The organism is Pseudomonas sp. A-1, assembly GCF_004801855.1.
GTDB lineage: Bacteria > Pseudomonadota > Gammaproteobacteria > Pseudomonadales > Pseudomonadaceae > Geopseudomonas.
The window spans coordinates 1-25,822 of record NZ_SSTC01000016.1; the positions used below are offsets into that span (position 1 = coordinate 1).

Sequence of the window (25,822 nt, forward strand, 5' to 3'; positions counted from 1 at the left end):
AGATGATGCTCGACCACTACCAGCAGACCAAGAACCTGCTGGTCAGCTACGACATCAAGCCGCTGGGCTTCTTCTGACCCTGCCGTTCTCCACGCGCCCCGACGCAAGGGTCGGCAGGTCGGAGCCGTCCGGGGTGGCTGCCGGTTTCCCTCAGTTTCCGGCAGCACCTCTTCACAGCGCGGCTTCGGCCGCGCTTTTTTTCCATGCCCCGCGCTCCGGCCGCGACTTCGGCAGCCCCGGGCCGCTCAGTTGCCCGGTCAGACCGCTCTCCCGCTGCCAGTGGAGTACGGCTGGCATTAAAATGAACCCCCAATCCCCGGAAGCGACGGCGTTGAGCAGCGAACTGAAGGCTTTCTACCAGGTGGCGCAACTGGGCAGCATCACCCAGGCGGCGAAGAAGCTCGGCCTCAGTCAGCCGACGGTGACCACCCAGATCCGCCAGCTGGAGGCGCGCTACGGCATCGAGCTGTTCTACCGCGGCGGCCGCCGGCTGACCCTCAGCGATGCCGGCGCCGAGCTGCTGCCCAGGGTGCGCGCGCTGCTGCAGCAGGAAGCCGACATCGAGTTCTTCCTGCGCAACAGCGGCCAGCAGCAGGGCAGCCTGCGCCTCGGCGCCACCGCGCCCTACTACGTGCTCGACCTGCTCAAGCGCTTCCGCGAGCGCCTGCCCAGCGTCGAGGTGGCGGTGCAGATCGGCAACTCCCAGGAGGTGCTGGAGGCGCTCGACGAGTTCCGCGTCGACCTCGCCGCCTCCTCGCAGCGCCTCGACGATCCGCGCCTGGTGCGCCTGGAACTGGGCCGCGACCCACTGGTGCTGGCGGTGCACCGCGAGCATCCGCTGGCGGCGCTGAGCAGCGTGCCGCTGGCCGCCCTGGCCCGCCACTGCCTGCTGATGCGCGAGGCCGGCTCCACCACCCGCGAACTGACCGAGCGGATGCTCATGGATGCCGGCGTGCGCCCGCAGGCACTGCTGGAGATCGGCAGCCGCGAGTCGATCCGCGAGGCGGTGCTGCGCAACATCGGCGTCAGCATCATCGCCCGTCACGAGGTGCCGCACAGCCCGGAGCTGCGCGTGCTGGCGCTGGAGGGCGCGCCGCAGATCGTCGAATACCTGTACTGCCTGAAGGAACGCCGCCTGGCCCGCCTGCCGGCGGCCTTCCTCACCGTGGCCCGCGAGGCCGCCGCACAGCCGGACTGAAAACCCGGCTTCACAAAAATCCCGATGCATCCATCGGCAGGTTTTGCCCAACTGCCACAGGGCTTTCGCACAGTCCGCCTAGCATGACCCTCGTCGCGTCATACCGCTCCACGAGGAACGCATCATGCTCCCCACGTCCACCCCGCACCTGCGCGTGCACGATCTGCGCAAGCGCTTCGGCAGCTTCACCGCCCTCGACGGCGTGTCCCTGGACATCGCCGCCGGCGAGCTGGTCTGCCTGCTCGGCCCCTCCGGCTGCGGCAAGACTACCCTGCTGCGCTGCGTGGCCGGCCTCGAGCGCCAGGACGGCGGCACCCTGCACATCGGTGCCCGCAACATCTCCGCGCTGCCGCCGCAGGCCCGCGACTACGGCATCCTGTTCCAGTCCTACGCGCTGTTCCCCAACCTGACCGTCGAGCAGAACATCGCCTATGGCCTGACCGGCAGCGAGCGCGAGGCGATCCGCGCGCGGGTCGCGCAGATGCTCGAGCTGGTCGGCCTGACCGGCAGCGAGAAGAAGTATCCCGGCCAGCTCTCCGGCGGCCAGCAGCAGCGCGTCGCCCTGGCCCGCGCGCTGGCCCCGGCGCCCTCGCTGCTGCTGCTTGACGAGCCGATGTCGGCGCTCGACGCCCGCGTGCGCGAGCACCTGTGCACCGAGCTGCGCGCCCTGCAGCGCCAGCTCGGCATCACCACCCTGATGGTCACCCACAACCAGGACGAGGCCATGCTGATGGCCGACCGCATCGCGGTGATGAACCACGGCCGCGTCGAGCAGTACGCCACCCCAAGGGAGATCTACGCCCAGCCGGCCAGCCCGTTCGTCGCCGAGTTCGTCGGCCAGGGCAACTGGCTGCCGTTCGAGCGCAGCGGCGAGGGCTTCGCCCGGGTCGGCAACCTCGACCTGCGCCTGCCGGTGGCGGCCGGCGCCGAGCGCGGCCGGCTGTTCTGCCGCCCCGAGGCCATTGTCATCAACCCGCCGGTGCACGAGCCGAACCTGTGCCGTGCGCGGATGCGCGAGATCACCTTCCTCGGCAACCGCTGCCGGCTGAGCTTCGAGCTGGCCGAGCTGCCTGGCCACGCCCTGCAGGCCGAGGTCGCCCCCGAGGCGCTGCCGCACCCGGCCGGCGAGCTGTGGGTCGCCCTGCCGCCGCACCGCCTGCAGGTGTTCGCCTGACATGCACAGCACCCTCACCCTCCCCGCCGGCGCCCGCGCCGGCCTGCGCTGCGCCCGCGCCGACCGCCTGTTCGTCGACGGCGGCAAGTGGCTGATGCTCGCCCTCCTCGTCCTCGCCGTGCTGCTGCCGCTGACCGCCATGCTCTGGCGCGGCTTTGCCGGCGAGCCGGGCCAAGGCGGCGGTCTGGCCGCCGCGGCCGAGCTGCTGGCCAGCGCCAACTTCCGCTGGCTGCTCGGCAACAGTCTCAAGGTGGCGCTGACCGTGGCGCTGATCGTGGTGCCGCTGGCCTACCTGTTCGCCTACGCCCTGCAGCGCACGCTGATCCCGGCCAAGGGCCTGTGGCGCGGCATCTCGCTGCTGCCGCTGCTGGCGCCGTCGATGCTGCCGGGCATCGCGCTGATCTACCTGTTCGGCAACCAGGGCCTGCTGCGCGGGCTGCTGGCCGACAACATCTACGGCTTCTGGGGCATCGTCCTCGGCGAGGTGATCTACACCTTCCCCCACGCACTGATGATCCTGCTCTCGGCGCTGGCGCTGGCCGACGCACGGCTGTTCGACGCCGCGGCGAGCATGGGCGCCGGGCCGTGGAAGGCGTTCCGCAGCATCACCTGGCCGGGCAGCCGCCAGGGCGTGTTCGCCGCCTTCTGCCTGGTGTTCACCCTGACCATCACCGACTTCGGCGTTCCGGTGGTGATCGGCGGCGACTACCAGGTGCTGGCCCTGGAGGCCTACAAGGCGGTGGTCGGCCAGCAGCAGTTCGGTCGCGGCGCGCTGATCGGCCTGGTGCTGCTGGTGCCGGCGCTGCTCAGCTTCGCGGTCGACGCCTGGCTGCGCCGCCGCCAGCGCGACTCGATGAGCGGCCGCGCCCAGCTGTTCCGCCCGCAGCCAGCGCCGCGCCGCGACGCCGTGTTCCTCGCCGTGGTGATCGCCCTGTGCAGCCTGCTCCTGCTGGTGTTCGGCATGGCGGTGTACTCCTCGCTGGTCAAGTTCTGGCCGTACAACCTGGCGCTGTCGCTGCGCCACTATGCCTTCGCCGACCTGCCCGGCGGCTGGCAGCCCTACTTCAACAGCCTGCTGATGGCCTCCACCAGCGCGCTGATCGGCGGTTTCCTGATCTTCACCGGCGCCTGGCTGCTGGAGAAGACCCGCCAGGACGCCCTCACCCAGGCGCTGCGTCTGCTGTGCTTCGTGCCCATGGCGGTGCCCGGTCTCGTGCTCGGCCTCGGCTACGTGTTCTTCTTCAACCTGCCGGGCAACCCGCTCGGCGGCCTGTACGGCAGCCTGCTGCTGCTCACCGTCTGCACCGTGGCGCACTTCCTGAGCACCGCGCAGATCACCGCCAGCACCGCGCTGCGCCAGCTCGACGGCGAATTCGAGGCGGCTGCCCTGTCGCTGCGCGTACCGCTCTATCGCCACTACCTGCGCGTCACCCTGCCGCTATGCCTGCCGGCGCTGCTGGACATCGTGCGCTACCTGTTCGTCTCGGCGATGACCACGGTGTCGGCGGTGATCTTCCTCTACAGCCCGGACAGCATGCTCGCCGCCATCGCCGTGCTGAACATGGACGACGCCGGCAACGTCGGCGGCGCCGCCGCCATGTCCACCCTGATCCTGCTCACCTCCGCCGCCGTGTCCCTGCTGCTGGCCGCCGCCTCGCGCGGGCTACTGCGCCGCAGCCAGGCCTGGCGCCAGGACCCGAACCCCTGACTCACTCCCGGAGAACCACCATGCTCAAGCGTCTCGCCCTCGCCATCGCCGCTGCCGCCGGCCTCAGCCTGCAGGCCCAGGCCGCCACCGAACTGACCGTCTACACCGCCCTCGAGGTGGAGCAGCTCAAGGCCTACAAGGAAGCCTTCGAGAAACAGCACCCGGACATCGAGATCCGCTGGGTGCGCGACTCCACCGGCATCATCACCGCCAAGCTCTTGGCCGAGAAGGACCGCCCGCAGGCCGACGCGGTCTGGGGCCTGGCCGCCTCCAGCCTGGCGATCCTCGACCAGCAGGGCATGCTGGAGGCCTACGCGCCGCAGAACCTCGCCAACATCGATACCAAGTACCGCGACGCCGCCAACCCGCCGAGCTGGGTCGGCATGGACGTGTGGGCCGCCACCGTGTGCTTCAACCACGTCGAGGCCGAGAAGCAGGGCCTGCCCAAGCCGATACGCTGGGAAGACCTGACCGACCCGGTGTACCAGGGCAAGATCGTCATGCCCAACCCGGCCTCCTCCGGCACCGGCTACCTGGACGTCAGCGCCTGGCTGCAGACCTTCGGCGAGCAGCAGGGCTGGGCGTTCATGGACAAGCTGCACGCCAACATCGGCCAGTACACCCACTCCGGCTCCAAGCCGTGCAAGCTGGCCGCCGCCGGCGAGTTCCCGATCGGCATCTCCTTCGAGTACCCGGCCATCCAGCTGCAGCGCCAGGGCGCGCCGCTGGACATCGTGCTGCCCAAGGAGGGCCTCGGCTGGGAGGTCGAGGCGACCGCCATCCTCAAGGGCAGCGACGCCATGGAGGCGGCGCGCAAGCTCGCCGACTTCTCCGCCAGCCCGGAGGCCATGCAGCTGTACAGCCAGAACTTCGCCGTGCTGGCCCAGCCGGGCATCGCCCAGCGCATCAGCGAGCTGCCGGCCGACTACGAGCAGCGCCTGATCGCCAACGACTTCGCCTGGGCCTCGAAGGAGCGCGAGCGCATCCTCGCCGAGTGGCGCCAGCGCTACGACGGCAAGTCCGAGAAGCAGTGAGGAGCCCGGCATGAGCAACCACTGCGACATCGCCATCGTCGGCGCCGGCATCCTCGGCCTGGCCCACGCCTATGCCGCCGCCCGTCGCGGCCTCAAGGTGCGCGTGTTCGAGCGCAGCGAGCGCGCCCTCGGCGCCTCGGTGCGCAACTTCGGCATGGGCCTGATCACCGGCCAGGCGCCCGGTCCGATGCTAGAGCTGGCCCGCGCCAGCCGGCCGCTCTGGGCCGGCTGGGCGCAGGCCGCGGGCTTCGCGGTCAAGCGCGAGGGCTCGTTGCTGTTCGCCCGCAGCGAAGCCGAGGAACGGCTGCTGGAAGCCTTCTGCGCCGGCCGCGCCCGCGCGCACGGCTACCGCGTCGAGCTGCTCGGCCGCGAGGCACTGGGCAGCATCTACGCCGGCCGCTTCCGCCACCACCGCGCCGCCCTGCACGGCTTCGACGACCAGCAGCTGTACTCGCGCGAGGCGCTCCCGGCGCTGGCCGCCTGGCTGGCTCGCGAGCACGGCGTGGAGTTCCACTTCGCCACCCTGGTGCGCGACGTCGAGCCGGGCCTGCTGCACACCACTGCCGGGCGCTTCCGCGCAGGGCAGATCCTGGTCTGCTCCGGCCACGACTACCTGACCCTGCTGGCCGAGCAGCTGCGCGCGTTGGAGCCGCAGGTCTGCCGACTGCAGATGCTGCGCGTCGCCCCGCAGCAGGCGCTGGACCTGCAGCACGCGGTGCTCACCGGCCTGTCCGGCGTGCACTACGGCGCCTTCGCCGACCTGCCGGAGGCCGAGGCGGTGCGCGCGCAGATCCGCCGCGAGTGCCCGGCGCTGGAGCGCTTCGGCATCCACCTGCTGGTCAGCCCGACGCCGAGTGGCGAGCTGATCATCGGCGACTCCCACGACTACGGCCAGGACGCCTCGCCGTTCAACGCCGAGGAAGTCGACAAGCTGCTGCTGCAGCTCGCCGAGCACACCCTGGCCACCCCGCTGCGGGCGATCGAGCGCTGGCAGGGCGTGTACGGCGGGCGCGGGCCGGCGCCGTTCACGGTCACCAAAGCCGCCGAGGGCGTCACCGCTGTGCTGATGCATACGGGCCTGGGCATGAGCGTCGGCCCGGCGCTGGGCGAGCGGACCATCGCGGCGCTGCTCGGCGAGCCGGCCGGCTGACGGGAGGAGTCAAGGCCAGCCGACACGCACCATAACGACGCAAGCCGCATCAAAGCGGTGCCGATCCATGCGCTCGATTAGGCACTCCCCGGCGCAAACTCCACCAATAGCCGCATCAGAGAATCTGGCACGTTATCTGCTTTAGAGAATTCGACAATTCATCGAGCGTAACCCTCAACGGCGAGGGGCGCGCTCCCCGAGCGATTCGGGATCCGGACAAAGGCGTCCTGCTGGCAACGGCAGGACGCCTTTTTTGTTTTTCGCAGGTCGGTTTCCGCGATGGGAGAGAAACCATGAACAAGCTCAAGCTGGTGATGGTCGGCAATGGCATGGCCGGGGTGCGGACCCTGGAGGAGCTGCTCAAGCTCGCGCCGGACATGTACGACATCACCGTGTTCGGCGCCGAGCCGCACCCCAACTACAACCGCATCCTGCTCTCCCCGGTGCTGGCCGGCGAACAGACCTTCGAGGAGATCATTCTCAACGACCTCGACTGGTACAGGGACAACGGCATCGACCTGCGCCTGGGCTGCAAGGTGGTCGACATCGACCGCCACGCTCACAAGGTGATCGCCGAGGACGGCAGCGAACTGCACTACGACCGCCTGCTCATCGCCACCGGCTCCAACCCGTTCATCCTGCCGATCCCCGGCAAGGACCTGCAGGGCGTGATCGGCTACCGCGACATCGCCGACACCGTGACCATGATGGAAACCGCCAAGACCCACAGGCACGCCGTGGTGATCGGCGGCGGCCTGCTCGGCCTGGAAGCCGCCAACGGTCTGAAGCTGCGCGGCATGGACGTCACCGTGGTGCACCTCGGCGACTGGCTGCTCGAGCGCCAGCTCGACAGGACCGCCGGCCAGCTGCTGCAGAGCGCCCTGGAGGCGCGCGGCATCCAGTTCCGCCTGAGCACCCAGACCGCCGCCCTGCTCGACGACGGCGACGGCCGCGTGTGCGCCGCCCAGTTCGCCAACGGCGACGTGATCCCCGCCGACCTGGTGGTGATGGCCGCCGGCATCCGCCCCAACACCGAGCTGGCCGAGCGCGCCGGCCTGCCGTGCAACCGCGGCATCCTGGTCGACGACACCCTGCAGACCTACGACCCGCGCATCTACTCGGTCGGCGAGTGCGCCAACCACCGCGGCATCGCCTACGGCCTGGTCGCCCCGCTGTTCGAGCAGGCCAAGGTGTGCGCCAACCACCTGGCCCAGCTCGGCTTCGCCCGCTACGAAGGCTCGGTGACCTCGACCAAGCTCAAGGTCACCGGCATCGACCTGTTCTCCGCCGGCGACTTCATGGGCGCGGACGGCACCGAGACCATCACCCTCTCCGACCCCATCGGCGGCGTGTACAAGAAGCTGGTGATCAGGGACGACGTGCTGGTCGGCGCCTGCCTGTACGGCGACACCGCCGACGGCAGCTGGTACTTCCGGCAGATCCGCGAGAGCCACAACGTCGCCGAGATCCGCGACCACCTGATGTTCGGTGAAAATGCATTGGGCGACGCCGGCCACCAGGGCCAGGACAAGGCCACGGCGATGCCCGACGACATGGAAGTGTGCGGCTGCAACGGCGTGTGCAAGGGCACCATCGTCAAGGCCATCCAGGAGCACGGCCTGTTCAGCCTCGACGAGGTCAAGAAGCACACCAAGGCGGCCAGCTCCTGCGGCTCGTGCACCGGCCTGGTCGAGCAGATCCTGATCAACACCGTCGGCGGCGCCGCCGACGTCAAGCCCAAGAGCGAGAAACCGGTGTGCGGCTGCACCGACTACAACCATGGCCAGGTGCGCAAGGTCATCCGCGAGCAGCACCTGACCTCGCTGGCCGATACCATGGCCTTCATGGAGTGGCGCACCCCCAACGGCTGCGCCACCTGCCGCCCGGCGCTCAACTACTACCTGATCTCCACCTGGCCGGGCGAGGCCAAGGACGATCCGCAGTCGCGCCTGATCAACGAGCGCTCGCACGCCAACATCCAGAAGGACGGCACCTACTCGGTGGTGCCGCGCATGTGGGGCGGAGTGACCAACCCGTCCGAGCTGCGCCGCATCGCCGACGTCGCCGACAAGTACAGCATCCCGATGGTCAAGGTCACCGGCGGCCAGCGCATCGACCTGCTCGGGGTGAAGAAGGAAGACCTGCCGGGGGTGTGGAAGGACCTCGACATGCCTTCCGGCCACGCCTACGGCAAGTCCATCCGCACCGTGAAGACCTGCGTGGGCTCCGAGTTCTGCCGCTTCGGCACGCAGAACTCGACGCAGATGGGCATCGACCTGGAGCACGCGCTGTTCGGCATGTGGTCGCCGCACAAGGTCAAGCTGGCGGTCTCCGGCTGCCCGCGCAACTGCGCCGAGTCGGGCATCAAGGACGTCGGCATCATCGGCGTGGATTCCGGCTGGGAGCTGTACGTCGGCGGCAACGGCGGCATCAAGACCGAGGCCGGCGAGTTCTTCGTCAAGGTGAAGACTGCCGAGGAGGTCATGGAATACAGCCTGGCCTTCCTCCAGCTGTACCGCGAGGAGGCGTTCTACCTGGAGCGCACCGTGCACTACATGCACCGCGTCGGCCTCGAGCACATCAAGAAGATCGTCCTGGAGGACGAGGCCCGCCGCAAGGAACTGCACCAGCGCCTGCTGTTCGCCCTGACCTTCGAACAGGACCCGTGGAAGCAGCAGATCGAAACCCCGGCGCTGAAGAAGGAGTTCGAGCGCATCCCGGTCAGGGTGATGGAACCCGCCTGACCCCGCCTGCCAGGGGCGGGTCCTGCCGGTCGGCGTCCAGGAAAGCGCCGCACCGGCAGGACCGGCACCTGCCACCCACACCGCGAGCGACCGAACGAGATTGAGGAGAAACGACATGAACTGGCTGGATATCTGTGCCCTGGAAGAGATCAACGTGCTCGGCGCGCGCATCGTCGCCGGACCCAAGGGCGACATCGCGCTGTTCAGGACTTCCGCAGATGAAGTGTTCGCCATTGACGACCGCTGCCCGCACAAGGGCGGCCCGCTCTCCCAGGGGCTGATCTACGGCAAGCGCGTCGCCTGCCCGCTGCACAACTGGCAGATCGACCTGGAAAGCGGCGAGGCGCTGGAGCCGGACGTCGGCTGCAGCCACAAGTACCCGGTCAAGGTCGAGGGCGGCCGCGTGCTGCTGGCGCTGAAGGACTGCGCCTGACCCGTAGGGTGCGCCGCGCGCACCCCAGACACGCCCATCCGGTGCGCACGGCGCACCCTACGCTTGAACCACGACGGAGCGACAGCCATGACCCGGCCGACCCAGACCACCGCCTCCACCTGCTGCTACTGCGGCGTCGGCTGCGGCGTGCTGATCGAGCACGACGGCGAGCGGATCACCGGCGTACAGGGCGACCCGGCGCACCCGGCCAACTACGGCCGCCTGTGCAGCAAGGGCTCGACCCTGCACCTGACCGGCGACCTGGCCGCCCGCGCGCTGTACCCCGAGCTGCGCCTGGGCAAGGACCTGGCCCGCGCCCGCACCGACTGGGACAGCGCCCTCGACCACGCCGCCCACGTGTTCGCCGAGACCATCCGCGAGCACGGCCCGGACAGCGTGGCCTTCTACATCTCCGGCCAGCTGCTCACCGAGGACTACTACGCCTTCAACAAGCTGGCTAGAGCATTGGTGGGCACCAACAATATCGACAGCAACTCGCGGCTGTGCATGTCCTCGGCGGTGGTCGGCTACAAGCGCAGCCTGGGCGCCGACGCGCCGCCCTGCTCCTACGAGGACATCGAGCAGAGCGATTGCCTGCTGATCGCCGGCAGCAACATGGCCTACGCCCATCCGGTGCTGTTCCGTCGCCTGGAAGCGGCCAAGGCCGCCCGCCCGGAGATGAAGATCATCGTGGTCGACCCGCGGCGCACCGACACCTGCGAGCTGGCCGACCTGCACCTGGCGATCCTGCCCGGCACCGACGTGGCGCTGTGCCACGGCATCCTGCACATCCTGCTCTGGGAAGGCTGGATCGACCGCGCCTGGATCGACGCCCACACCGAAGGCTTCGACGCGCTGAAGAAGCTGGTGCGCGACTACACCCCGGCGGCGGTGGCCGACATCTGCGGCATCAGCATCGACAATCTGCAACTGTGCGCCGAACTGATCGGTCAGGCGCCGTCCTTCCTGTCGCTGTGGTGCATGGGCCTCAACCAGTCGAGCAGCGGCAGCGCCAAGAACAGCGCGCTGATCAACCTGCACCTGGCCACCGGACAGATCGGCAAGCCCGGCGCCGGGCCCTTCTCGCTGACCGGCCAGCCCAACGCCATGGGCGGGCGCGAGACCGGCAGCCTGGCCAACCTGCTGCCCGGCCACCGCGAGGCCGGCAACGCCGAGCACCGCGCCGAGGTCGCCGGCTACTGGGGCGTCGACGCCCTGCCGGAGTCGACCGGGCTGAGCGCCATCGAGCTGTTCGAGGCGGTGCGGGTCGGCAAGGTCAAGGCGCTGTGGATCGCCTGCACCAATCCGGCGCAGTCGCTGCCCGACCAGCAGAAGATCCACGAGGCCCTCAGCAACTGCCCGTTCGTGGTGGTGCAGGAGGCCTACGCCACCACCGAGACCTGCCGCTACGCCGACCTGCTGCTGCCCGCCGCCGGCTGGGGCGAGAAGGAAGGCTCGGTGACCAACTCCGAGCGCCGCGTCAGCCACGTACGCCGCGCCGTGGCGGCCGCCGGCGAAGCCCGGCCGGACTGGGCGATCACCTGCGACTTCGCCCGCCGCCTGGAACGTCAGCTGCGCCCCGGCCAGCCGAGCCTGTTCGACTTCGCCGGCCCGGCCGCGCTGTTCGAGGAGTACAAGCTGCTCACCGCCGGCCGCGACCTCGACCTGTCCGGCCTCAGCCATGCGCTGCTCGACGACCTCGGCCCGCAGCAGTGGCCGTTCCCGGCCGGCGCGCTGAGCGGCACGCCGCGCCTGTACGCCGACGGCGTATTCCCCACCGCCAGTGGCCGCGCCCGCTTCCACGCCGACCCGTTCCGCGCGCCGCAGGAGAAGCGCGAGGCGCGCTATCCGCTGACCCTCAACACCGGCCGCCTGCGCGACCAGTGGCACGGCATGAGCCGCACCGGCACCGTCGCCCAGCTGTTCGGCCACGTCGAGGAGGCCGCGCTCAGCCTGCACCCGGACGAACTGCGCCGCCGGCGCCTGGCCAGCGGCGACCTGGTCAGGCTGCGCAGCCGCCGCGGCAGCCTGATCCTGCCGGTACAGGCCGACGACAGCGTGCGTCCCGGCCAGGCCTTCCTGCCGATGCACTGGGGCGACCGTTTCCTCAAGGGCCTGGGCATCAACGTGCTGACCCTGCCGGCCTACGACCCGCTGTCCAAGCAGCCGGAACTCAAGCACGCCGGCGTCGAGGCGGAGAAGGTCGAGCTGCCCTGGCAGCTGTTCGCCCTGGTCGAGGGCGACGTGCAGCAGCGCTTCACCGCGCTGCGCCCGCTGCTGGACGACTTCGCCTACGCCAGCCTGACCCTCACCGGCCGCGAGCGCCCGGCCCTCTTGGTCAAGGCCGCCAGCGCGGTGGCGCCCGACGCCGCCCTGCTGGCCCGGATCGACGCCCTGCTCGGCCTCGACCAGGGTCCGGTGCTGGCCTACGACGACCCGCGGCGCACCGTCGGCAAGCGCGTGCGCATCGAGGACGGGCGCATCGTCGCCATCCGCCTGGCCGGCGAGACCGCCGCGCGCGACTGGCTGAAGGCGCTGTGGGAAGACGGCCAGGCCGACGCCGAACTGCGCCGCTGGCTGCTCGCCCCGCTGAGCACCCCGCCGGGCAACGCCGGGGCGTGCAAGAGCAAGACGCTGTGCAGCTGCATGAACGTCAGCGAGGCGGCGATCCGCGCCGGCATCGAGCGCGGCCTCGACCTCGACGACCTCAAGCAGGAACTCAAGTGCGGCACCAGCTGCGGCTCCTGCGTGCCGGAAATCAAGCGCCTGCTGGCGAAGGCCCCGGCCTGAAACGTAGGGTGCGCCACGCGCACCGCAACCCCGACGGGGTGCGCACGGCGCACCCTACGAAGAGTCGCTGAGCCCCCGCCGACGCGAAATGCCGGCACCGAAACGAACCGTAGGGTGCGCCACGCGCACCACAAACCCGACGGGGTGCGCACTGCGCACCCTACGAAGAGCGAATGCCCGGCCGGTGCCAGCAGCGCCGACCAGCGACACGAGAGAGGTGTTAGAGATGAGCGCAAAAGTCTGGCTGATCGGTGCCGGCCCGGGCGATCCGGAACTGCTGACCCTCAAGGCCGTGCGCGCCTTGGGCGAGGCAGAGGTGGTGCTGATCGACGACCTGGTCAACCCGGCGGTGCTCGCACACTGCCCGCAGGCCCGGGTGATCGGCGTCGGCAAGCGCGGCGGCTGCCGCTCCACCCCGCAGGAGTTCATCCACCGCCTGATGCTGCGCTACGCCCGCCAGGGCAAGTGCGTGGCGCGCCTGAAGGGCGGCGACCCGTGCATCTTCGGCCGCGGCAGCGAGGAGGCCGACTGGCTGGCCGAGCGCGGCGTGGCCAGCGAGATCGTCAACGGCATCACCGCGGGCCTGGCAGGCGCCACCCAGTGCGGCATCCCGCTGACCCTGCGCGGTGTCGCCCGTGGCGTGACCCTGGTCACCGCCCACACCCAGGACGACAGCAGCCTCAACTGGCCGGCGCTAGCCCAGGGCGGCACCACCCTGGTGGTGTACATGGGCGTGGCCAAGCTGGCCGACATCCGCGACGGTCTGCTGGCCGGCGGCATGCCCGCCGCCATGCCGGTGGCGATGATCGAGAACGCCTCGCTGCCGCGGCAGCGCGAGTGCCGCAGCAGCCTCGGCGCCATGCGGGAGGACGCCGCCGCCTTCCGCCTGCAGAGCCCGGCGATCCTGGTGATCGGCGAGGTGGCAGCAGCCCGTCAGAATGCCGAGCAGACCGAGCCGAGCGACCTGCTCGCGGCGGTCGGCATGCGCTGAGCCTGGCCGCCCCACGCCTGCAACACGCGCGAAGCCCTGCATGGAGCGGACCGCCCCGCAAGTGCGGCGGTTGGCCGCGCCTCCGCACGGACTGGGGGCGCCGCCGTCACGCCGTCGTCACCGCTACCTGTGGTAACATTCGCCCGCACATCGCGCGGCGGAAAACGGACAAGCGTGCCGCACCGCCAAAATCCCGACCAACGGTCAAAGCGCCGCGGCTCACCCCGCTGCGGCAGCGCAACGGCTCTGCATCAGGCCTCGGCAGGCATCTGCGGACCAGCCGATAACCCAGCTGGCAGCTCGGGAAACTTTTTGCATCGAAAACATCTAATCTGGCGTGCATTCTGCATCTAGAGTGGCACTGACAAACTTTGCGCGGTGCACCAGGACTCGAGCGGCAACGCCAGACCGCGTGGATAACGACAGGCCAACAAAAACAACAGGCCCCGAAATGATCAAGTTCAATACCAAATGGCGTCAGGCTGCCCTGGCCGTGTTCGCCATCACCCTCCTGCTGGTGCTGCCCAACCTGAGTCGAATGATCGGCTGAAACGGCGCCGAGCGTCGCTTCAGCGCGCGATCGGCATCCACCAGGCCAGCAGCAGCGGCAGCAGCACGAACGACAGCACTGTCGAACACATCACCAGGCTCGCCACCGCCTCCGGCGAGCGGTTGGCGCGCACGGCGAACAGGTAGTTGAACACTGCCACCGGCATCGCCGACTGCAGCACCAGCACCCCGTGCGCCAGCGGCGAGAGGCCCAGCGCCACGCCCATCCCCCAGCCCACCGCCGCCCCGCAGAGAATCCGCAGCGCGCCCAGCAGCATGCCGCGACCGATGTGCTGCACGCGGATGCTCGCCAGCGACACGCCGAGGGTGATCAGCATCATCGGGATCGCCAGGCCGCCCAGCAGGTTGACCGTGTTGGCCAGCCAGCGCGGCAGTTCGAGGTCCAGCAGCATCACCGCCAGCGCCGCACACAGGCTGAGGATGATCGGGTTGACCAGCAGCCTGCGCCACGAGCGCTCGGCACCGGAGAGGATCATGCCGAGGGTGAAGTGGCCGACCGAGAGCATCAGGAAGAAGGCCACTGCCAGCGCCAGGCCCTGCTCGCCGAAGGCGTACAGGCTGATCGGCAGGCCCATGTTGCCGGTATTGGGGAACAGGTAGGCCGGCACCAGCACCTTCCAGTCCTGGGCCATGGCGCGGCTGAGGGCCAGGCCGATCAGGCCCATGACCAGCGACACCGCCACGCACGCCAAAGCCATCTGGCTGAAGGCCTGGACGTCCACCTCGGTGCGGCTGAGGGTCGACAGCACCAGGCAGGGCGTGCCGACGTTGAGTACCAGGCGGGCGACGAAGTCGGTGGGGTAGCCCTGTCCCGAACGCACCCAGCCATATCCGATCCCGGCGACGATCAGCACCGGCGCCATCACGGCGAACAACTCGGCCAGCATGTCCTGTCCTTGCGCAAAAGAAGCCGATGCTACGCGCCGGGGACGCGCCCTGCCAAGTTTGCTAGGCTGCGCGTCATCGTCCCCCTGTCGGAAGCTCTGCCATGCGCCTCCTGCCGCTGCTGCTGGTCCTGCTCGCCCCCCTGGCCGGCGCCGCCGAACTGCTGGTGGAGCTGGCCGACGGCCCGCGCCGCTACGCCAGCGCCGAGCTGCTGGCCCATCCGGCCAGCCGCGAGATCGAGATCCCCGCCGACGTCAGCTACAAGCGCGCCATGCGCTACCGCGCGCTGCCGCTGGCCGAACTGCTGCCGGGCGTGCGACCCGGCGACCATCTGCAGGCGGTGGCCGACGACGGCTTCGCCGCCGAACTGCCCGCCGCCGCGCTGCTCGACGCCCCCGGCGCGCGCGCCTGGCTGGCGGTGGAGGACCCGGCCGCACCCTGGCCGGCGCTGGGCAAGGCCGGCCGCAGCGCCGGCCCCTTCTACCTGGTGTGGACCAATCCGGAGGCCGAGCAGATCGGCCCCGAGCAGTGGCCGTTCCGCATGGTGCGCCTGCGCGTGTTCCCCGCCGTGGCCGAGCGCTTCCCGGCGCTGCGCCCCGATCCTGCACTGGCGGCGGACGATCCGGTCAGCCTCGGCTTCGCCCAGTTCCAGAAGCACTGCCTGGCCTGCCACCGCCTGAACAAACAGGGCGACGCCGCCTTCGGCCCCGACCTCAACGTGCCCTACAACCCCACCGAATACCTGCGCGCCGACCTGCTGCGCCGCTACATCCGCGACCCGCAGGCCCTGCGCCACTGGCCGCAGGCACGCATGCCCGGCTTCGGCGAGGCGGCGCTGAGCGAGACGCAGCTCGACCAGTTGCTGGCCTACCTGCGCCACATGGCCGGGCGCAAGGTGGCCGCCGACAACTGAACGGTCAGCGCCCGGCGCGCGACTCGCGGATGTAGTAGCGCGCCCGCTCGGCCTTCTTCACGCAGCTGTCGTAGGCCTCGAACTGCTGCTGGGTCTTGGCCGCGGTGATCAGCGACAGGGCCTTGGAATAGCTGACCGTGCCGGCGAAGCCTTCGGCCTTGGCGATGTCCAGCTCCTTCCAGGCGGCATCCACCGAGTAGGCGCAACCATCGCGATTCTGCGTCTTGCCGGCGCAACCGACCAGGGTCAGGGCGAGTACCGGCAGCACTATCCAGCTCTTCATTGGCACGTCTCCAGCACGGGGAAATACGCCAAGTCTAGGGCATGAATGCCACGCATGCGGACACGCCCCCTTCATCCCCCCTCGCCGAGCAGCGCCACCGCCTTGATCTGCGCCCACAGCTGCAACCCCGGCGCCAGGCCGAGATGGTCGCTGGAGCGGCGGGTGATGCGCGCCAGCAGCGGCGTGCCGCCAGCGTCCAGGCGCACCAGCACGTGGGCCGGGGTGTCGGCCTCGGCCAGCTCGCACACCGTGGCGGCCAGCACGTTGGTGATGCTGCTGTCCTCGCAGCGGCTGAGCGCCAGGCTGACGTCGCGGGCATGCACGCGAAAGCGCAGCTTGTGGCCGACCGCCTCGGGGCGCCGGGCGACCAGCACCGCGCCGCCGGGGAAGACCAGGCGGGTCAGGTGGTAGGCCGGATCGTGGTCGGCCACCCGCGCCTCGATCACCACCCCGGCGTCCTCGCCGAGGGCGGTGGGCAGGTCGAGGCGCGCCAGGGTCTGCTGCAGGGGGCCCTGGGCGACCACCCGGCCCTGATCGAGCAGCACCACATGGTCGGCCAGCCGCGCCACCTCGTCCGGCGAGTGGCTGACGTAGAGCACCGGGATGTCCAGCTCGTCGTGCAGGCGCTCCAGGTAGGGCAGGATCTCGTGCTTGCGCTTGAGGTCCAGCGCCGCCAGCGGCTCGTCCATCAGCAGCAGGCGCGGACTGGTGAGCAGCGCGCGGGCGATGCCGACCCGCTGCCGCTCGCCGCCGGACAGCCGCCCGGGCATGCGCTCGAGCAGGTGGCCGATGCCGAGCAGCTCGATGACCCGCTCCCAGGAGACCCGCTGCGTCGCCTTGTCGATGCGCTTCAGCCCGTACTCCAGGTTGCGCCGCACCGACAGGTGCGGGAACAGGCTGGCCTCCTGGAACACGTAGCCCAGGGCGCGGCGGTGGGTGGGCACGAACAGGCCGCGCTCGCTGTCCTGCCACAGCTCGCCGTTGACCTCGAGATGCGCCACGCTCGCCCGCTCCAGGCCGGCGACGCAGCGCAGGCAGGTGGTCTTGCCCGAGCCGGAGTGGCCGAACAGCGCGGTGACGCCACGGCCGGGCAGTTGCAGGTCGACATCCAGCACGAAGCCGGCATAGTCCAGGCGGAAACGGGCACGGATGCCATCGGCCGGCGCGCTGGCCGTGTTGGCGCTGTTGGCGGCGGCGAGTTCCAGAGCTGCGGACATCCGAGAATCCTCCACCGGATCAGCCCAGCCCCGCCTTGACGCGGCGACTGGAATAGAGCGCGAGCAGCACGAGGAAGGAGAACAGCACCATGCCACCGGCCAGCCAGTGGGCCTGGGCGTACTCCATGGCCTCGACGTGATCGAAGATCTGCACCGACACGGTGCGCGTGCGCTCGGGAATGTTGCCGCCGATCATCAGCACCACGCCGAACTCGCCCACCGTGTGGGCGAAGCCGAGGATGCTGGCGGTGATGAAGCCGGGCCGGGCCAGCGGCAGCACCACGCTGAAGAAGGTGTCCCAGGGGCCGGCGCGCAGGGTCGCCGCTACCTCCAGCGGACGCTCGCCGATCGCCTCGAAGGCATTCTGCAGCGGCTGCACCACGAAGGGCATGGAATAGAACACCGAGCCGACCACCAGGCCGGCGAAGGTGAACGGCAGGGTGCCGAGGCCCAGCGCCTGGGTCAGTTGGCCGACCGGGCCGTGCGGTCCCAGGGTCACCAGCAGGTAGAAGCCCAGCACCGTGGGCGGCAGCACCAGCGGCAGGGCCACCACCGCCCCCACCGGCCCCTTCAGCGGCGAGCGCGTGCGCGCCAGCCACCAGGCGATCGGCGTGCCGATCAGCAGCAGCAGCACGGTGGTCAACGACGCCAGTTCCAGGGTCAGACGGATGGCGGCGAGATCCTGGGCGGTCAGTGGCATGGCCGCAGCTCCGGGTCAGAGGTCGTAGCCGTAGGCGCGGATCACCGCGGCGGCCTGCGGGCCCTTGAGGTAGTCGACCAGCGCCCGGGCTGCCGGGTTGTCCTTGCCCTTGGCGAGGATCAGCGCATCCTGACGGATCGGCTCATGCAGCTCCGCCGGCACCAGCCAGGCCGAGCCGCCGGTGATCCGGCCATCCTTGTACACCTGCGACAGAGCGACGAAACCGAGCTCGGCATTGCCGGTGGCGACGAACTGGTGCGCCTGGGCGATGTTGGCACCTTCCACCAGCTTAGGCGCCAGCGTCGCCCTGAGCCCCAGCTTGTCCAGCACCTGGGTGGCGGCCAGGCCGTAGGGCGCGGTCTTCGGGTTGGCGATGGCCAGGTGCCTGAAGCCGCCCTGCCTGAGCACCTCGCCCCGGCCGTCCACGTAGTCCGGCCTGGCCGACCACAGCACCAGCTTGCCGATGGCGTAGGTGAAGCGCGAACCCGGCACGCCGGCCCCCTCCTCCTCCAGCTTCTGCGGCGTGCCGTCGTCGGCGGAGAGCAGTACCTCGAAGGGCGCGCCGTTGTGGATCTGCGCGTAGAAACCGCCGGTGGGCCCGAAGGAGGCGACCAGCTTGTGGCCGGTGTCCTTCTCGAAGGCGCTGGCGATCTCCTTGATCGGCGCGGTGAAGTTGGCGGCGACGGCGACCTGCACCTCACCGGCCCGGGCGGCGCAGGCCAGCAGGACGGAACCCAGGGCAACGGACAGGCGGGACAGCGAAAGGCTCATGGTTGGACTCCTTGTCGAAAGATCAGTCCCAGGCGGCGAGGATCACGCTGGAGGACTGGAAGAAGGCGCAGGCCTCCACCCCGGGGGCGATGCCCAGCGCCGCGCAGCTCTCGGCGGTGACCACGCAGGTTACGCTGCGCCCGGACGGCAGGGCCAGGGTCACCTCGCTGTTCACCGGCCCCTGGTGGACGGCGGCGACTTCGCCCCACAGCTGGTTGCGCGCGGTGAGCCGGATGCCGCGCTCGGTGGCCAGCATCACCGAGGAAGACTTGACCAGGGCGAACACCTCCTTGCCGATGGCCAGGCCGAGATTGTCGGCGCTGGCCGGGATGATGATGGCGGCGATCTCGGTCTGCGCGTCCAGGCGGATGCGCACCTCGTAGTCCACCCCGCCGACGCGCAGGCCGCTGACGGTGCCGGCGAACTGGTTGCGCGCGCTGGTCTTCATGCTCATCGAGTGCATCAGGCGCTGGAAGGACCGGATGTCGCCGCCGCCGACATCACCGAGGCGCGCCGACAGGCGATCGAGGGCGCCCTGGTACTCGATCTCCAGGGCACGGTACATGGCCACGATGCGCCGTCCGTACTCGGTGAGCTGCGTGCCGCCGCCCTGACGCCCGCCGGCCACGCGCACCACCACCGGCTCCGGGGCCAGGTTGTTGAGGGTGTCGATGGCGTCCCAGGCCGCCTTGTAGGACAGCGGCACGGCCTTGGCCGCGCGGTTGATCGAGCCCTCGCGCTCGATGGCCTCGAGCAGGCGGATGCGGGTATCGGACAGCGCGGTACCGACGTCGGTATCCAGCGACATGCGCGCCAGGAAACGGGTGGCGGTCGTGGTCATGGCGGTTGCTACCTGGTTATCTGTATTCACGGATTCATACAAGGCAACCTGCATGCCAAACCGTCTTTCCTATGGTTGAACGGCCAAAAGCCGCGCCCTTACGCTGTTGCCCATGGGCCTGCCACCGGCTTACCGATATTCGCTATGTCACAAGCGACATAGCGAATGTTGCAGACCCTACATGACTCGCGGCAGGAGTGCGTCATGGAAATCGGCGCAGGCAACGTCTTCGAGGGAAGCGTCGCCTCCGTGCAGCCAGGCGCGGTGATCGAGGCATCCAGCGCGATCCTCGGCGTGCCGGCCTGAGCGATCCCCAGGAACGCGAAAGGGGCGTAGCCGGCCAGCTGCGCCCCCTTCCCGTTGCACGGCGGGAAGCTCAGCGCCGGGCGCGCTGGCGCAGGTAGTCGACCACCGCCTGCTGGTCGCCGCTGAACTCGATGCGCGCGGCCTTGCTCTCGCGCTGGTAGGCGTACATCGGGTCGTAGTACTCGCCGAGCAGCCCCTCGATCCAGCCGCGGTGCAGGTCGACCTTACCGCTGCGCTGCTGCTCGGCCAGCGCCTCGTCCATGATCGCCGCCAGGCGCTGGTAGCGCTCGCCGCCCAGGCGCCTGACGATGTTCTTCAGACTCTGCTGCAGGCGCTCGGCGAAGGCGAGCATGCCCTGTTCCTCGCCGTGCAGGGCGACGAACTCGGCGGACAGGTCGATCACGTAGTCGCCGAGGATGCGCTCGACGCGCCCTTCCAGGCTGTCCTCCAGCCACACCAGCGGGTACTCCTGCATGCCCTGGTGCAGCGGCAGCGGCAGCGAGCAGCTGCCGATCAGCCGGCTCTCGTCCTCAAGGACGAAGGAATGCATGCCGGCCGCACGCTTCTTCAGCAGGTCGATGGCCAGCAGGTTCTCGAAGTCGATCTGCCCCGGCTGCCCGGTGGCGTGCTTGCCGAAGCTGGAGCCGCGGTGGTTGGCGTGCTGCTCCAGGTCGACGGCGTTGCCGAGCTGGGCGAGCACTTCGGTCTTGCCGGTGCCGGTCATGCCGCCGACGATGACGAAGTCGCACTCGGCGACCGCAGCCTCGGTGGTGTCGATCAGGAAGTTGCGCAGCGCCTTGTAGCCGCCGATCACCCGCGGGTAGTCGATGCCAGCCTCTTCCTTGAGCCACTGCTGGGTGATCTGCGAGCGCAGGCCGCCACGGAAGCAGTACAGGTAGCCGTCGGGGTTGGCGCGGGCGAAGGCGGCCCAGGCCTCGATGCGCTCGGCCTTGAGCGGGCCGCGCACCAGTTGGTGGCCCAGCTCGATGGCGGCCGCCTGGCCGTGCTGCTTGTAGCAGGTGCCGACCTTCTGCCGCTCGACGTCGTTCATCAGCGGCAGGTTGACCGTGTGGGGAAAGGCGCCCTTGGTGTATTCCACCGGGGCGCGCACGTCCATCAGCGGCAGGTCGTTGAGGAAGATGTCGCGGTAATGGGCACTGTTGGGACGCATCAGAGCACCTCTACCGCGTGGCTCTGTCGGGCGACCAGCTCGCCGATCGGCGCCAGCGCGAGGCCCAGCTCGGCGGCGACGGCGAGGAACTCGGCCTCGCCTTCCGGCGCCACGGCGATCAGCAGACCGCCGCTGGTCTGCGGGTCGCACAGCAGCAGCTTCTGCGCTTCCGGCAGCGGGGCGATGCGCTCGCCGTAGCTGTCGAAGTTGCGCAGGGTGCCGCCGGGCACGCAGCCCTCATCGAGGTAGTGCTCGACACCGGCGATGCGCGGCACCGCGGCGTAGTCGATGCGAGCGGTCAGGCCGCTGCCGTCGGCCATCTCCACCAGGTGGCCGAGCAGGCCGAAGCCGGTGACGTCGGTCATCGCCTTCACCTGCTCCAGCTTGCCGAAGCGCGCGCCCGGCCTGTTCAGGGTGCACATCCAGTCGCGGGCGAGGCCCACGTCCTCGGCGCGCAGCTTGCCCTTCTTCTCGGCGGTGGTGAGGATGCCGATGCCCAGCGGCTTGGACAGGTACAGCCGGCAGCCCGCGGTGGCGGTGTCGTTGCGCTTCATGAAGCGCTTGTCGACGATGCCGGTCACCGCCAGGCCGAAGATCGGCTCGGGGGCGTCGATGGAGTGGCCGCCGGCCAGCGGGATGCCCGCCTCGTCGCACACCGCGCGACCGCCGCGGATCACCTCGCGGGCCACTTCCGGCGCCAGCACGTTGACCGGCCAGCCGAGGATGGCGATGGCCATCAGCGGGTCGCCGCCCATGGCGTAGATGTCGCTGATCGCGTTGGTGGCGGCGATGCGACCGAAGTCGAACGGATCGTCGACGATCGGCATGAAGAAGTCGGTGGTGGACACCACACCGCGCTCCTCGTCGATGGCGTACACCGCGGCGTCGTCGCGCGAGGCGTTGCCGACCCACAGTTTCGGGTCGAGGTTCTGCGCGCCGCTGCCGGCGAGGATCACTTCCAGCACCTTGGGGGAAATCTTGCAGCCACAGCCGGCGCCGTGGCTGTACTGGGTGAGGCGGATCGGTTCGCTCATGAGTCACTCCGGGGAATTCGCGATGGCGGCGATTCTAGCAAACGCCACGGGGCAAGACCTGCGGGGGCGTTCGGGGCCATACTGGAATCATGGGTATGGGCAGATGCTGCTGCCCGGCCTGCAAGGACAGGGGGATAGGATCATGGGCAAGACTGTCGCACTGGTGCTCGGCTCCGGCGGCGCGCGCGGCTACGCGCACATCGGGGTGATCGAGGAGCTGGAGGCGCGCGGCTACAAGATCGCCTGCATCGCCGGCAGTTCGATGGGGGCGGTGATCGGCGGCATCTACGCCGCCGGCAAGCTGCCGGTGTACCGCCGCTGGGTGGAAACCCTCGACTACCTGGACCTGCTGCGCCTGCTCGACGTCAGCTTCTCGATGGGCGCGATCCGCGGCGAGCGGGTATTCGGGCGCATCCGCGCCTTTCTCGGCGAGATCAACATCGAGGACCTGCCGATCCCCTACACCGCGGTGGCCACCGACCTGACCAACCAGCAGGAAGTGTGGTTCCAGGAAGGCTGCCTGCACCAGGCGATGCGCGCCTCGGCGGCGATTCCCAGCCTGTTCACCCCGGTGGTGCAGGGCTCGCGGGTGCTGGTCGACGGCGGCCTGCTCAACCCGATCCCGATCGTGCCGGTGGTGTCCAGTCGCTGCGACCTGATAGTCGCGGTCAACGTCAACGCCAGCAACCAGCTGCAGTACGAGCTGCCGGTGATCGAGCGGCCGCAGGCGATGAAGAACCGTCTCGACCAGATGATGACGTCGATCGGCGCCCTCGGCGCGCGCCTGCCGTTCCGCCGGCGCGGCGGGCCGGAACTGCCGGTGCTGCTCGAGGGGCACGAGGCGCAGTTGGCGGGCGGCTCCACCCACGGCGTCGCCGCGGCCAAGGCCACTCACCTGCACGTGGTGGAGAACGAGGCGCCGGACAGCCTGCTGGAGATGATCAACCAGAGCATCGACGTGATGCAGAACTCGCTGGCCCAGTACAAGATCGCCGGCTATCCGCCGGACATCCTGGTCAACGTGCCCAAGCGGGTGTGCCGCTTCTTCGAGTTCTACAAGGCGCCGGAGCTGATCGCCCTCGGCCGGCAGATCGCCGGCGACGCGCTGGACAAGTACGAGCAGCACCACGACTGAGGCAGCCGCGCCCGCTGCCACCATCAGCCCGGCCGCTCACTCGCCGCCGGGCGCACCGCCTTCCGACACGGACTCCAGGTCGTAGCCCTCGTCCGCTTCTTCCTCCAGACCGGCCAGTTCGCCTTCCCCGTCGACGACTCCCGGCATCAGCTCCAGGGGCGATCCTGGCGCCATGCCGGCGACCATGGCGACGAACTCCTCGGCTGGCATGGCCTGGCCGTTGAAGTCGACCTGTCCGCCGGCATAGCTCAGGCGGCTGACGATGTCCTCCCCCTCCACCCGGCCGACCTGCATGCTGGTGGCGATCATCGCGGCCAGCTCGGCCACCTCCTCGGCCTGCAGGGCCGCCGCGCCCTGATCGGCGTCCGGGTCGAGGGACGCCTGGAAGTTCATCAGGTCGCGGATCGTCGGCTTGCCCAGCACCAGGTGCGCTTCCAGCCTGCCGATCAGTTGCCGGGCCAGCTCCGCGGGCGGCAACTCGTAGGACTGCGGCCTGTCCAGCTCGACCCGCAGGTCGAAGCGGCTCTCGCCGCTGGCGGTCCTCAGCGCCAGCCGATCGAGCGACACGCTCGGCTTGCCGGCGAGCAGCGCCTCCAGACCATCGCGCAGGCGCCTTTCGTCGCTGTCGGTCAATGCGACGGGCTGCGCCTGCGGCTCATTCATGCGCGCGAGCAGCTCCTTGTACCAGCTCTCCAGCCGCTGCAGGGCGGCCACGTCGAGATTGCCCAGGGTCAGCCCGAGGCTGGCCGAACCCAGCGGCTTGCCACCGTAGCCGAGGCTGCCGACCTCGTAGTCGAGCGCGGCGCTCAGGCGGCTGCCCTGCTCCTCGATCCGGTCGGTCTGCACGAAGTTCTCCACCAGCAGCCCCGGGCGGTCCGCGTCGAGCAGCTCGACGCGGGCCAGGGCCAGGCGGCTGCCGCCGACATAGAAGCCGGAAGCGCCGAGGCGGTGCTCGCTGTTCAGGCTCAGGCCGGAGAGGCGGACCTGCGCCACCTCCCCGTCGCGGGGGAAATCGAAGGTCAGGCTGTCCATGCCGCCGGACAGTTGCACGGTTTGCGCCTGCGCGCCCAGCGTCAGGGCCAGGTCGATGCCGGAGAAGCGCAACCGGCCCTGGTCGGAAGCCAGCTCCAGGGGGTGCAGGCTGACCTGCCCCGTCACGCTGTCGTCATAGCCCAGCACCAGGTAGCCGCTCAGCGGCACCGCCCCGCCCGCGCCGGCGAACCAGGGCGTGACCGCCGCGCTGCGCTCGAGGCTGAAGCGACTGACCGCCAGGACCGGCGCGAGCTCGAAGGACGCCAGCCGCGACAGCGGCAGCGGGCCGTGCTCGATCCGGTCGCTGAACAGCAGCTCGGCGGGGTCGCCATCGGCGCCCTCGGCCTCGCCGAAGGCGATCCGGTAGCGAGCGGTACTGGAGAAGATCCCGCGCTCGAGGGCCACCAGTTCGAGGCTGGTGCCCTGCCCGGGCAGCGCCTCGCGCAGCTGCTGGTTGCCGCGCTCGAGCGCGGCCTGCAGCGTGCCCTCCAGCTGCGTGCCGCTATACCAGGGCGGCAGCGTGACCGCGGCGCCCGCGGCGAGGATCAGACCCAGGGCGATTCCTGTCTTGTGCATGTCGACTCTTCCATTGAGTGAAGGAGAATGGCGCCGGCTCAGCCGGAGTCTCCGGGACGCGGTGCATGGCGCTTGTGGGGCTGGTTGGCGATCCAGTCGCCGATCAGGCTGTAGGCCACCGCCAGCAGGGTCGGACCGAGGAACAGGCCCATGAAGCCGAAGGCGAGGATGCCGCCGAACACGCCGAGCAGCACCACCACCAGCGGCAGGTTGCCGCCGCGGCTGATCAGGTAGGGCTTGAGCACGTTGTCCACGCCGCTGATCACCACCAGGCCCCAGATGGCGAGGAACAAGCCCATCCCGTACTGCTCCTGCCAGATCAGCCAGGCGCTGGCCGGAATCCACACCAGCGGCGGGCCCATGGGGATCAGGCTGAGGGCGAAGGTGAGGATGCCCAGCACCAGGGCGCCCGGCACCCCGGCGATCAGGAAGCCGATCAGCGCCAGCACCGCCTGCGCCGCGGCGGTGCCGATCACGCCGTTGACCACCCGCTGCACGGTGCCGGCGACCAGTTCCAGGTAGTGATCGGCGCGCCCGCTCATCAGGCGCTCCAGCAGGCTGCGCGCATAGTCGGCCAGCTGCGGCCCGTCGCGGTAGAAGAAGAAGACCAGCACCAGGCTCAGCGCCAGCTCCAGCACGCCGCCGCCGATCTGCGCGCTGCGCGCCAGCAGCCAGTTGCCGACCTCGCCCAGATACGGCTTGAGCGCGGCGAGCAGCGCCGCGCCCTGCACGTCGAGCTTGTTCCACAGGCCCACCAGCTGCGCGCCGAACAGCGGCACTCCGGCCAGCCAGGCAGGCGGCTCGGGCAGGCCTTCGACCTGCAGATCCTTGAGCAGGGCCACGACGCTGCGGACGTGGTCGGCCAGGTTGAAGCCGAGCCAGACCAGCGGCACCGCCACCAGCAGCATCCAGCCGAGGGTCAGCACGCCGGCGGCTGCCGAGGTGCGCCCGCGCAGCAGGCGGGTCAGGCCGCGCATCAGCGGCCAGCTGGCGAAGGCCAGCACCGCGGCCCAGAACAGCGCCGACCAGAACGGTGCCAGCACCCACAGACAGGCGGCCAGCAGGCCCAGCATGAGGATCTGCACCAGCAAGCGGTCATGCTCGATCATTGGCCTTCCCTTGCTGCGCAGCGCCGGCCGGTGCCGGCGAAGAAGTGGCGTGCGATC

The 25,822-nt window shown here is 69.9% G+C and carries 22 protein-coding genes; 12 read left to right on the top strand and 10 right to left on the bottom strand.

What is annotated here, in order from left to right; all coding sequences use genetic code 11:
- The 10 genes from E5198_RS22320 to cobA form a co-directional block, all read left to right on the top strand.
- Window positions 1-77 (top strand): hypothetical protein (locus E5198_RS22320; RefSeq protein WP_372239867.1); only part of this gene is annotated, 77 nt, incomplete at its 5' end.
- A 254-nt stretch (window positions 78-331) separates the two neighbouring features.
- Window positions 332-1,198, top strand: a complete 867-nt coding sequence (locus E5198_RS05240; RefSeq protein ID WP_256658997.1) for a LysR substrate-binding domain-containing protein — start codon at window positions 332-334, stop codon at window positions 1,196-1,198.
- Window positions 1,199-1,322: 124 nt separating this feature from the next.
- Entirely contained in the window at window positions 1,323-2,372 is a 1,050-nt protein-coding gene (locus E5198_RS05245) for a putative 2-aminoethylphosphonate ABC transporter ATP-binding protein (RefSeq protein WP_136488958.1), read from the top strand.
- 1 nt (window position 2,373) lies between these two features.
- A complete protein-coding gene (locus E5198_RS05250) occupies window positions 2,374-4,080 on the top strand; it encodes a putative 2-aminoethylphosphonate ABC transporter permease subunit (protein WP_136488959.1) in 1,707 nt (568 codons plus the stop codon).
- A 20-nt stretch (window positions 4,081-4,100) separates the two neighbouring features.
- A complete protein-coding gene (locus tag E5198_RS05255; RefSeq protein WP_136488960.1) occupies window positions 4,101-5,114 on the top strand; it encodes a putative 2-aminoethylphosphonate ABC transporter substrate-binding protein in 1,014 nt (337 codons plus the stop codon).
- A 10-nt stretch (window positions 5,115-5,124) separates the two neighbouring features.
- A complete protein-coding gene (locus tag E5198_RS05260) occupies window positions 5,125-6,264 on the top strand; it encodes a TIGR03364 family FAD-dependent oxidoreductase (protein WP_136488961.1) in 1,140 nt (379 codons plus the stop codon).
- A 293-nt stretch (window positions 6,265-6,557) separates the two neighbouring features.
- A complete protein-coding gene (gene nirB / locus E5198_RS05265) occupies window positions 6,558-9,008 on the top strand; it encodes a nitrite reductase large subunit NirB (protein WP_136488962.1) in 2,451 nt (816 codons plus the stop codon).
- 115 nt (window positions 9,009-9,123) lie between these two features.
- The gene (nirD, locus tag E5198_RS05270; protein WP_136488963.1) at window positions 9,124-9,441 is read left to right on the top strand and encodes a nitrite reductase small subunit NirD; all 318 of its coding nucleotides are present in this window, start codon (window positions 9,124-9,126) and stop codon (window positions 9,439-9,441) included.
- Between the two features lie 87 nt (window positions 9,442-9,528).
- The gene (locus E5198_RS05275; RefSeq protein WP_136488964.1) at window positions 9,529-12,231 is read left to right on the top strand and encodes a nitrate reductase; all 2,703 of its coding nucleotides are present in this window, start codon (window positions 9,529-9,531) and stop codon (window positions 12,229-12,231) included.
- A 226-nt stretch (window positions 12,232-12,457) separates the two neighbouring features.
- The gene (gene cobA, locus E5198_RS05280; protein ID WP_136488965.1) at window positions 12,458-13,222 is read left to right on the top strand and encodes a uroporphyrinogen-III C-methyltransferase; all 765 of its coding nucleotides are present in this window, start codon (window positions 12,458-12,460) and stop codon (window positions 13,220-13,222) included.
- Between the two features lie 569 nt (window positions 13,223-13,791).
- Here cobA and E5198_RS05285 read toward each other — a convergent pair.
- The gene (locus tag E5198_RS05285; RefSeq protein ID WP_136488966.1) at window positions 13,792-14,679 is read right to left on the bottom strand and encodes an AEC family transporter; all 888 of its coding nucleotides are present in this window, start codon (window positions 14,677-14,679) and stop codon (window positions 13,792-13,794) included.
- A 101-nt stretch (window positions 14,680-14,780) separates the two neighbouring features.
- Here E5198_RS05285 and E5198_RS05290 point away from each other — a divergent pair, with 101 nt between their 5' ends.
- A complete protein-coding gene (locus E5198_RS05290) occupies window positions 14,781-15,590 on the top strand; it encodes a cytochrome c (RefSeq protein WP_136488967.1) in 810 nt (269 codons plus the stop codon).
- Between the two features lie 4 nt (window positions 15,591-15,594).
- Here E5198_RS05290 and E5198_RS05295 read toward each other — a convergent pair whose 3' ends face one another.
- The 7 genes from E5198_RS05295 to selD form a co-directional block, all read right to left on the bottom strand.
- Entirely contained in the window at window positions 15,595-15,873 is a 279-nt protein-coding gene (locus E5198_RS05295; protein ID WP_136488968.1) for a hypothetical protein, read from the bottom strand.
- Window positions 15,874-15,944: 71 nt separating this feature from the next.
- Entirely contained in the window at window positions 15,945-17,090 is a 1,146-nt protein-coding gene (modC, locus tag E5198_RS05300) for a molybdenum ABC transporter ATP-binding protein (RefSeq protein WP_136488969.1), read from the bottom strand.
- Window positions 17,091-17,109: 19 nt separating this feature from the next.
- Window positions 17,110-17,790, bottom strand: a complete 681-nt coding sequence (gene modB, locus E5198_RS05305) for a molybdate ABC transporter permease subunit (protein WP_136488970.1) — start codon at window positions 17,788-17,790, stop codon at window positions 17,110-17,112.
- 15 nt (window positions 17,791-17,805) lie between these two features.
- Window positions 17,806-18,561 (bottom strand): molybdate ABC transporter substrate-binding protein, encoded by a 756-nt coding sequence (gene modA / locus E5198_RS05310; protein ID WP_136488971.1) that lies wholly within the window; start codon window positions 18,559-18,561, stop codon window positions 17,806-17,808.
- A 22-nt stretch (window positions 18,562-18,583) separates the two neighbouring features.
- Window positions 18,584-19,402, bottom strand: coding sequence for a TOBE domain-containing protein (locus tag E5198_RS05315; protein ID WP_136488972.1), 819 nt, complete (start codon window positions 19,400-19,402; stop codon window positions 18,584-18,586).
- Between the two features lie 376 nt (window positions 19,403-19,778).
- Window positions 19,779-20,879 (bottom strand): tRNA 2-selenouridine(34) synthase MnmH, encoded by a 1,101-nt coding sequence (mnmH, locus tag E5198_RS05320; protein ID WP_136488973.1) that lies wholly within the window; start codon window positions 20,877-20,879, stop codon window positions 19,779-19,781.
- Window positions 20,879-21,913, bottom strand: a complete 1,035-nt coding sequence (gene selD / locus E5198_RS05325; RefSeq protein ID WP_136488974.1) for a selenide, water dikinase SelD — start codon at window positions 21,911-21,913, stop codon at window positions 20,879-20,881. Before selD ends, mnmH begins: the two co-directional genes overlap by 1 nt.
- A gap of 142 nt (window positions 21,914-22,055) precedes the next feature.
- Between selD and E5198_RS05330 the strand changes: the two genes are divergently transcribed.
- Entirely contained in the window at window positions 22,056-23,048 is a 993-nt protein-coding gene (locus E5198_RS05330; protein WP_136488975.1) for a patatin-like phospholipase family protein, read from the top strand.
- 36 nt (window positions 23,049-23,084) lie between these two features.
- Here the strand turns inward: E5198_RS05330 and E5198_RS05335 are convergent, their stop codons facing one another.
- Both E5198_RS05335 and E5198_RS05340 read right to left on the bottom strand, forming a co-directional pair.
- Window positions 23,085-24,656 (bottom strand): YdgA family protein, encoded by a 1,572-nt coding sequence (locus E5198_RS05335; RefSeq protein ID WP_136488976.1) that lies wholly within the window; start codon window positions 24,654-24,656, stop codon window positions 23,085-23,087.
- A 38-nt stretch (window positions 24,657-24,694) separates the two neighbouring features.
- The gene (locus E5198_RS05340; protein ID WP_136488977.1) at window positions 24,695-25,765 is read right to left on the bottom strand and encodes an AI-2E family transporter; all 1,071 of its coding nucleotides are present in this window, start codon (window positions 25,763-25,765) and stop codon (window positions 24,695-24,697) included.
- Window positions 25,766-25,822: the final 57 nt, after the last annotated feature.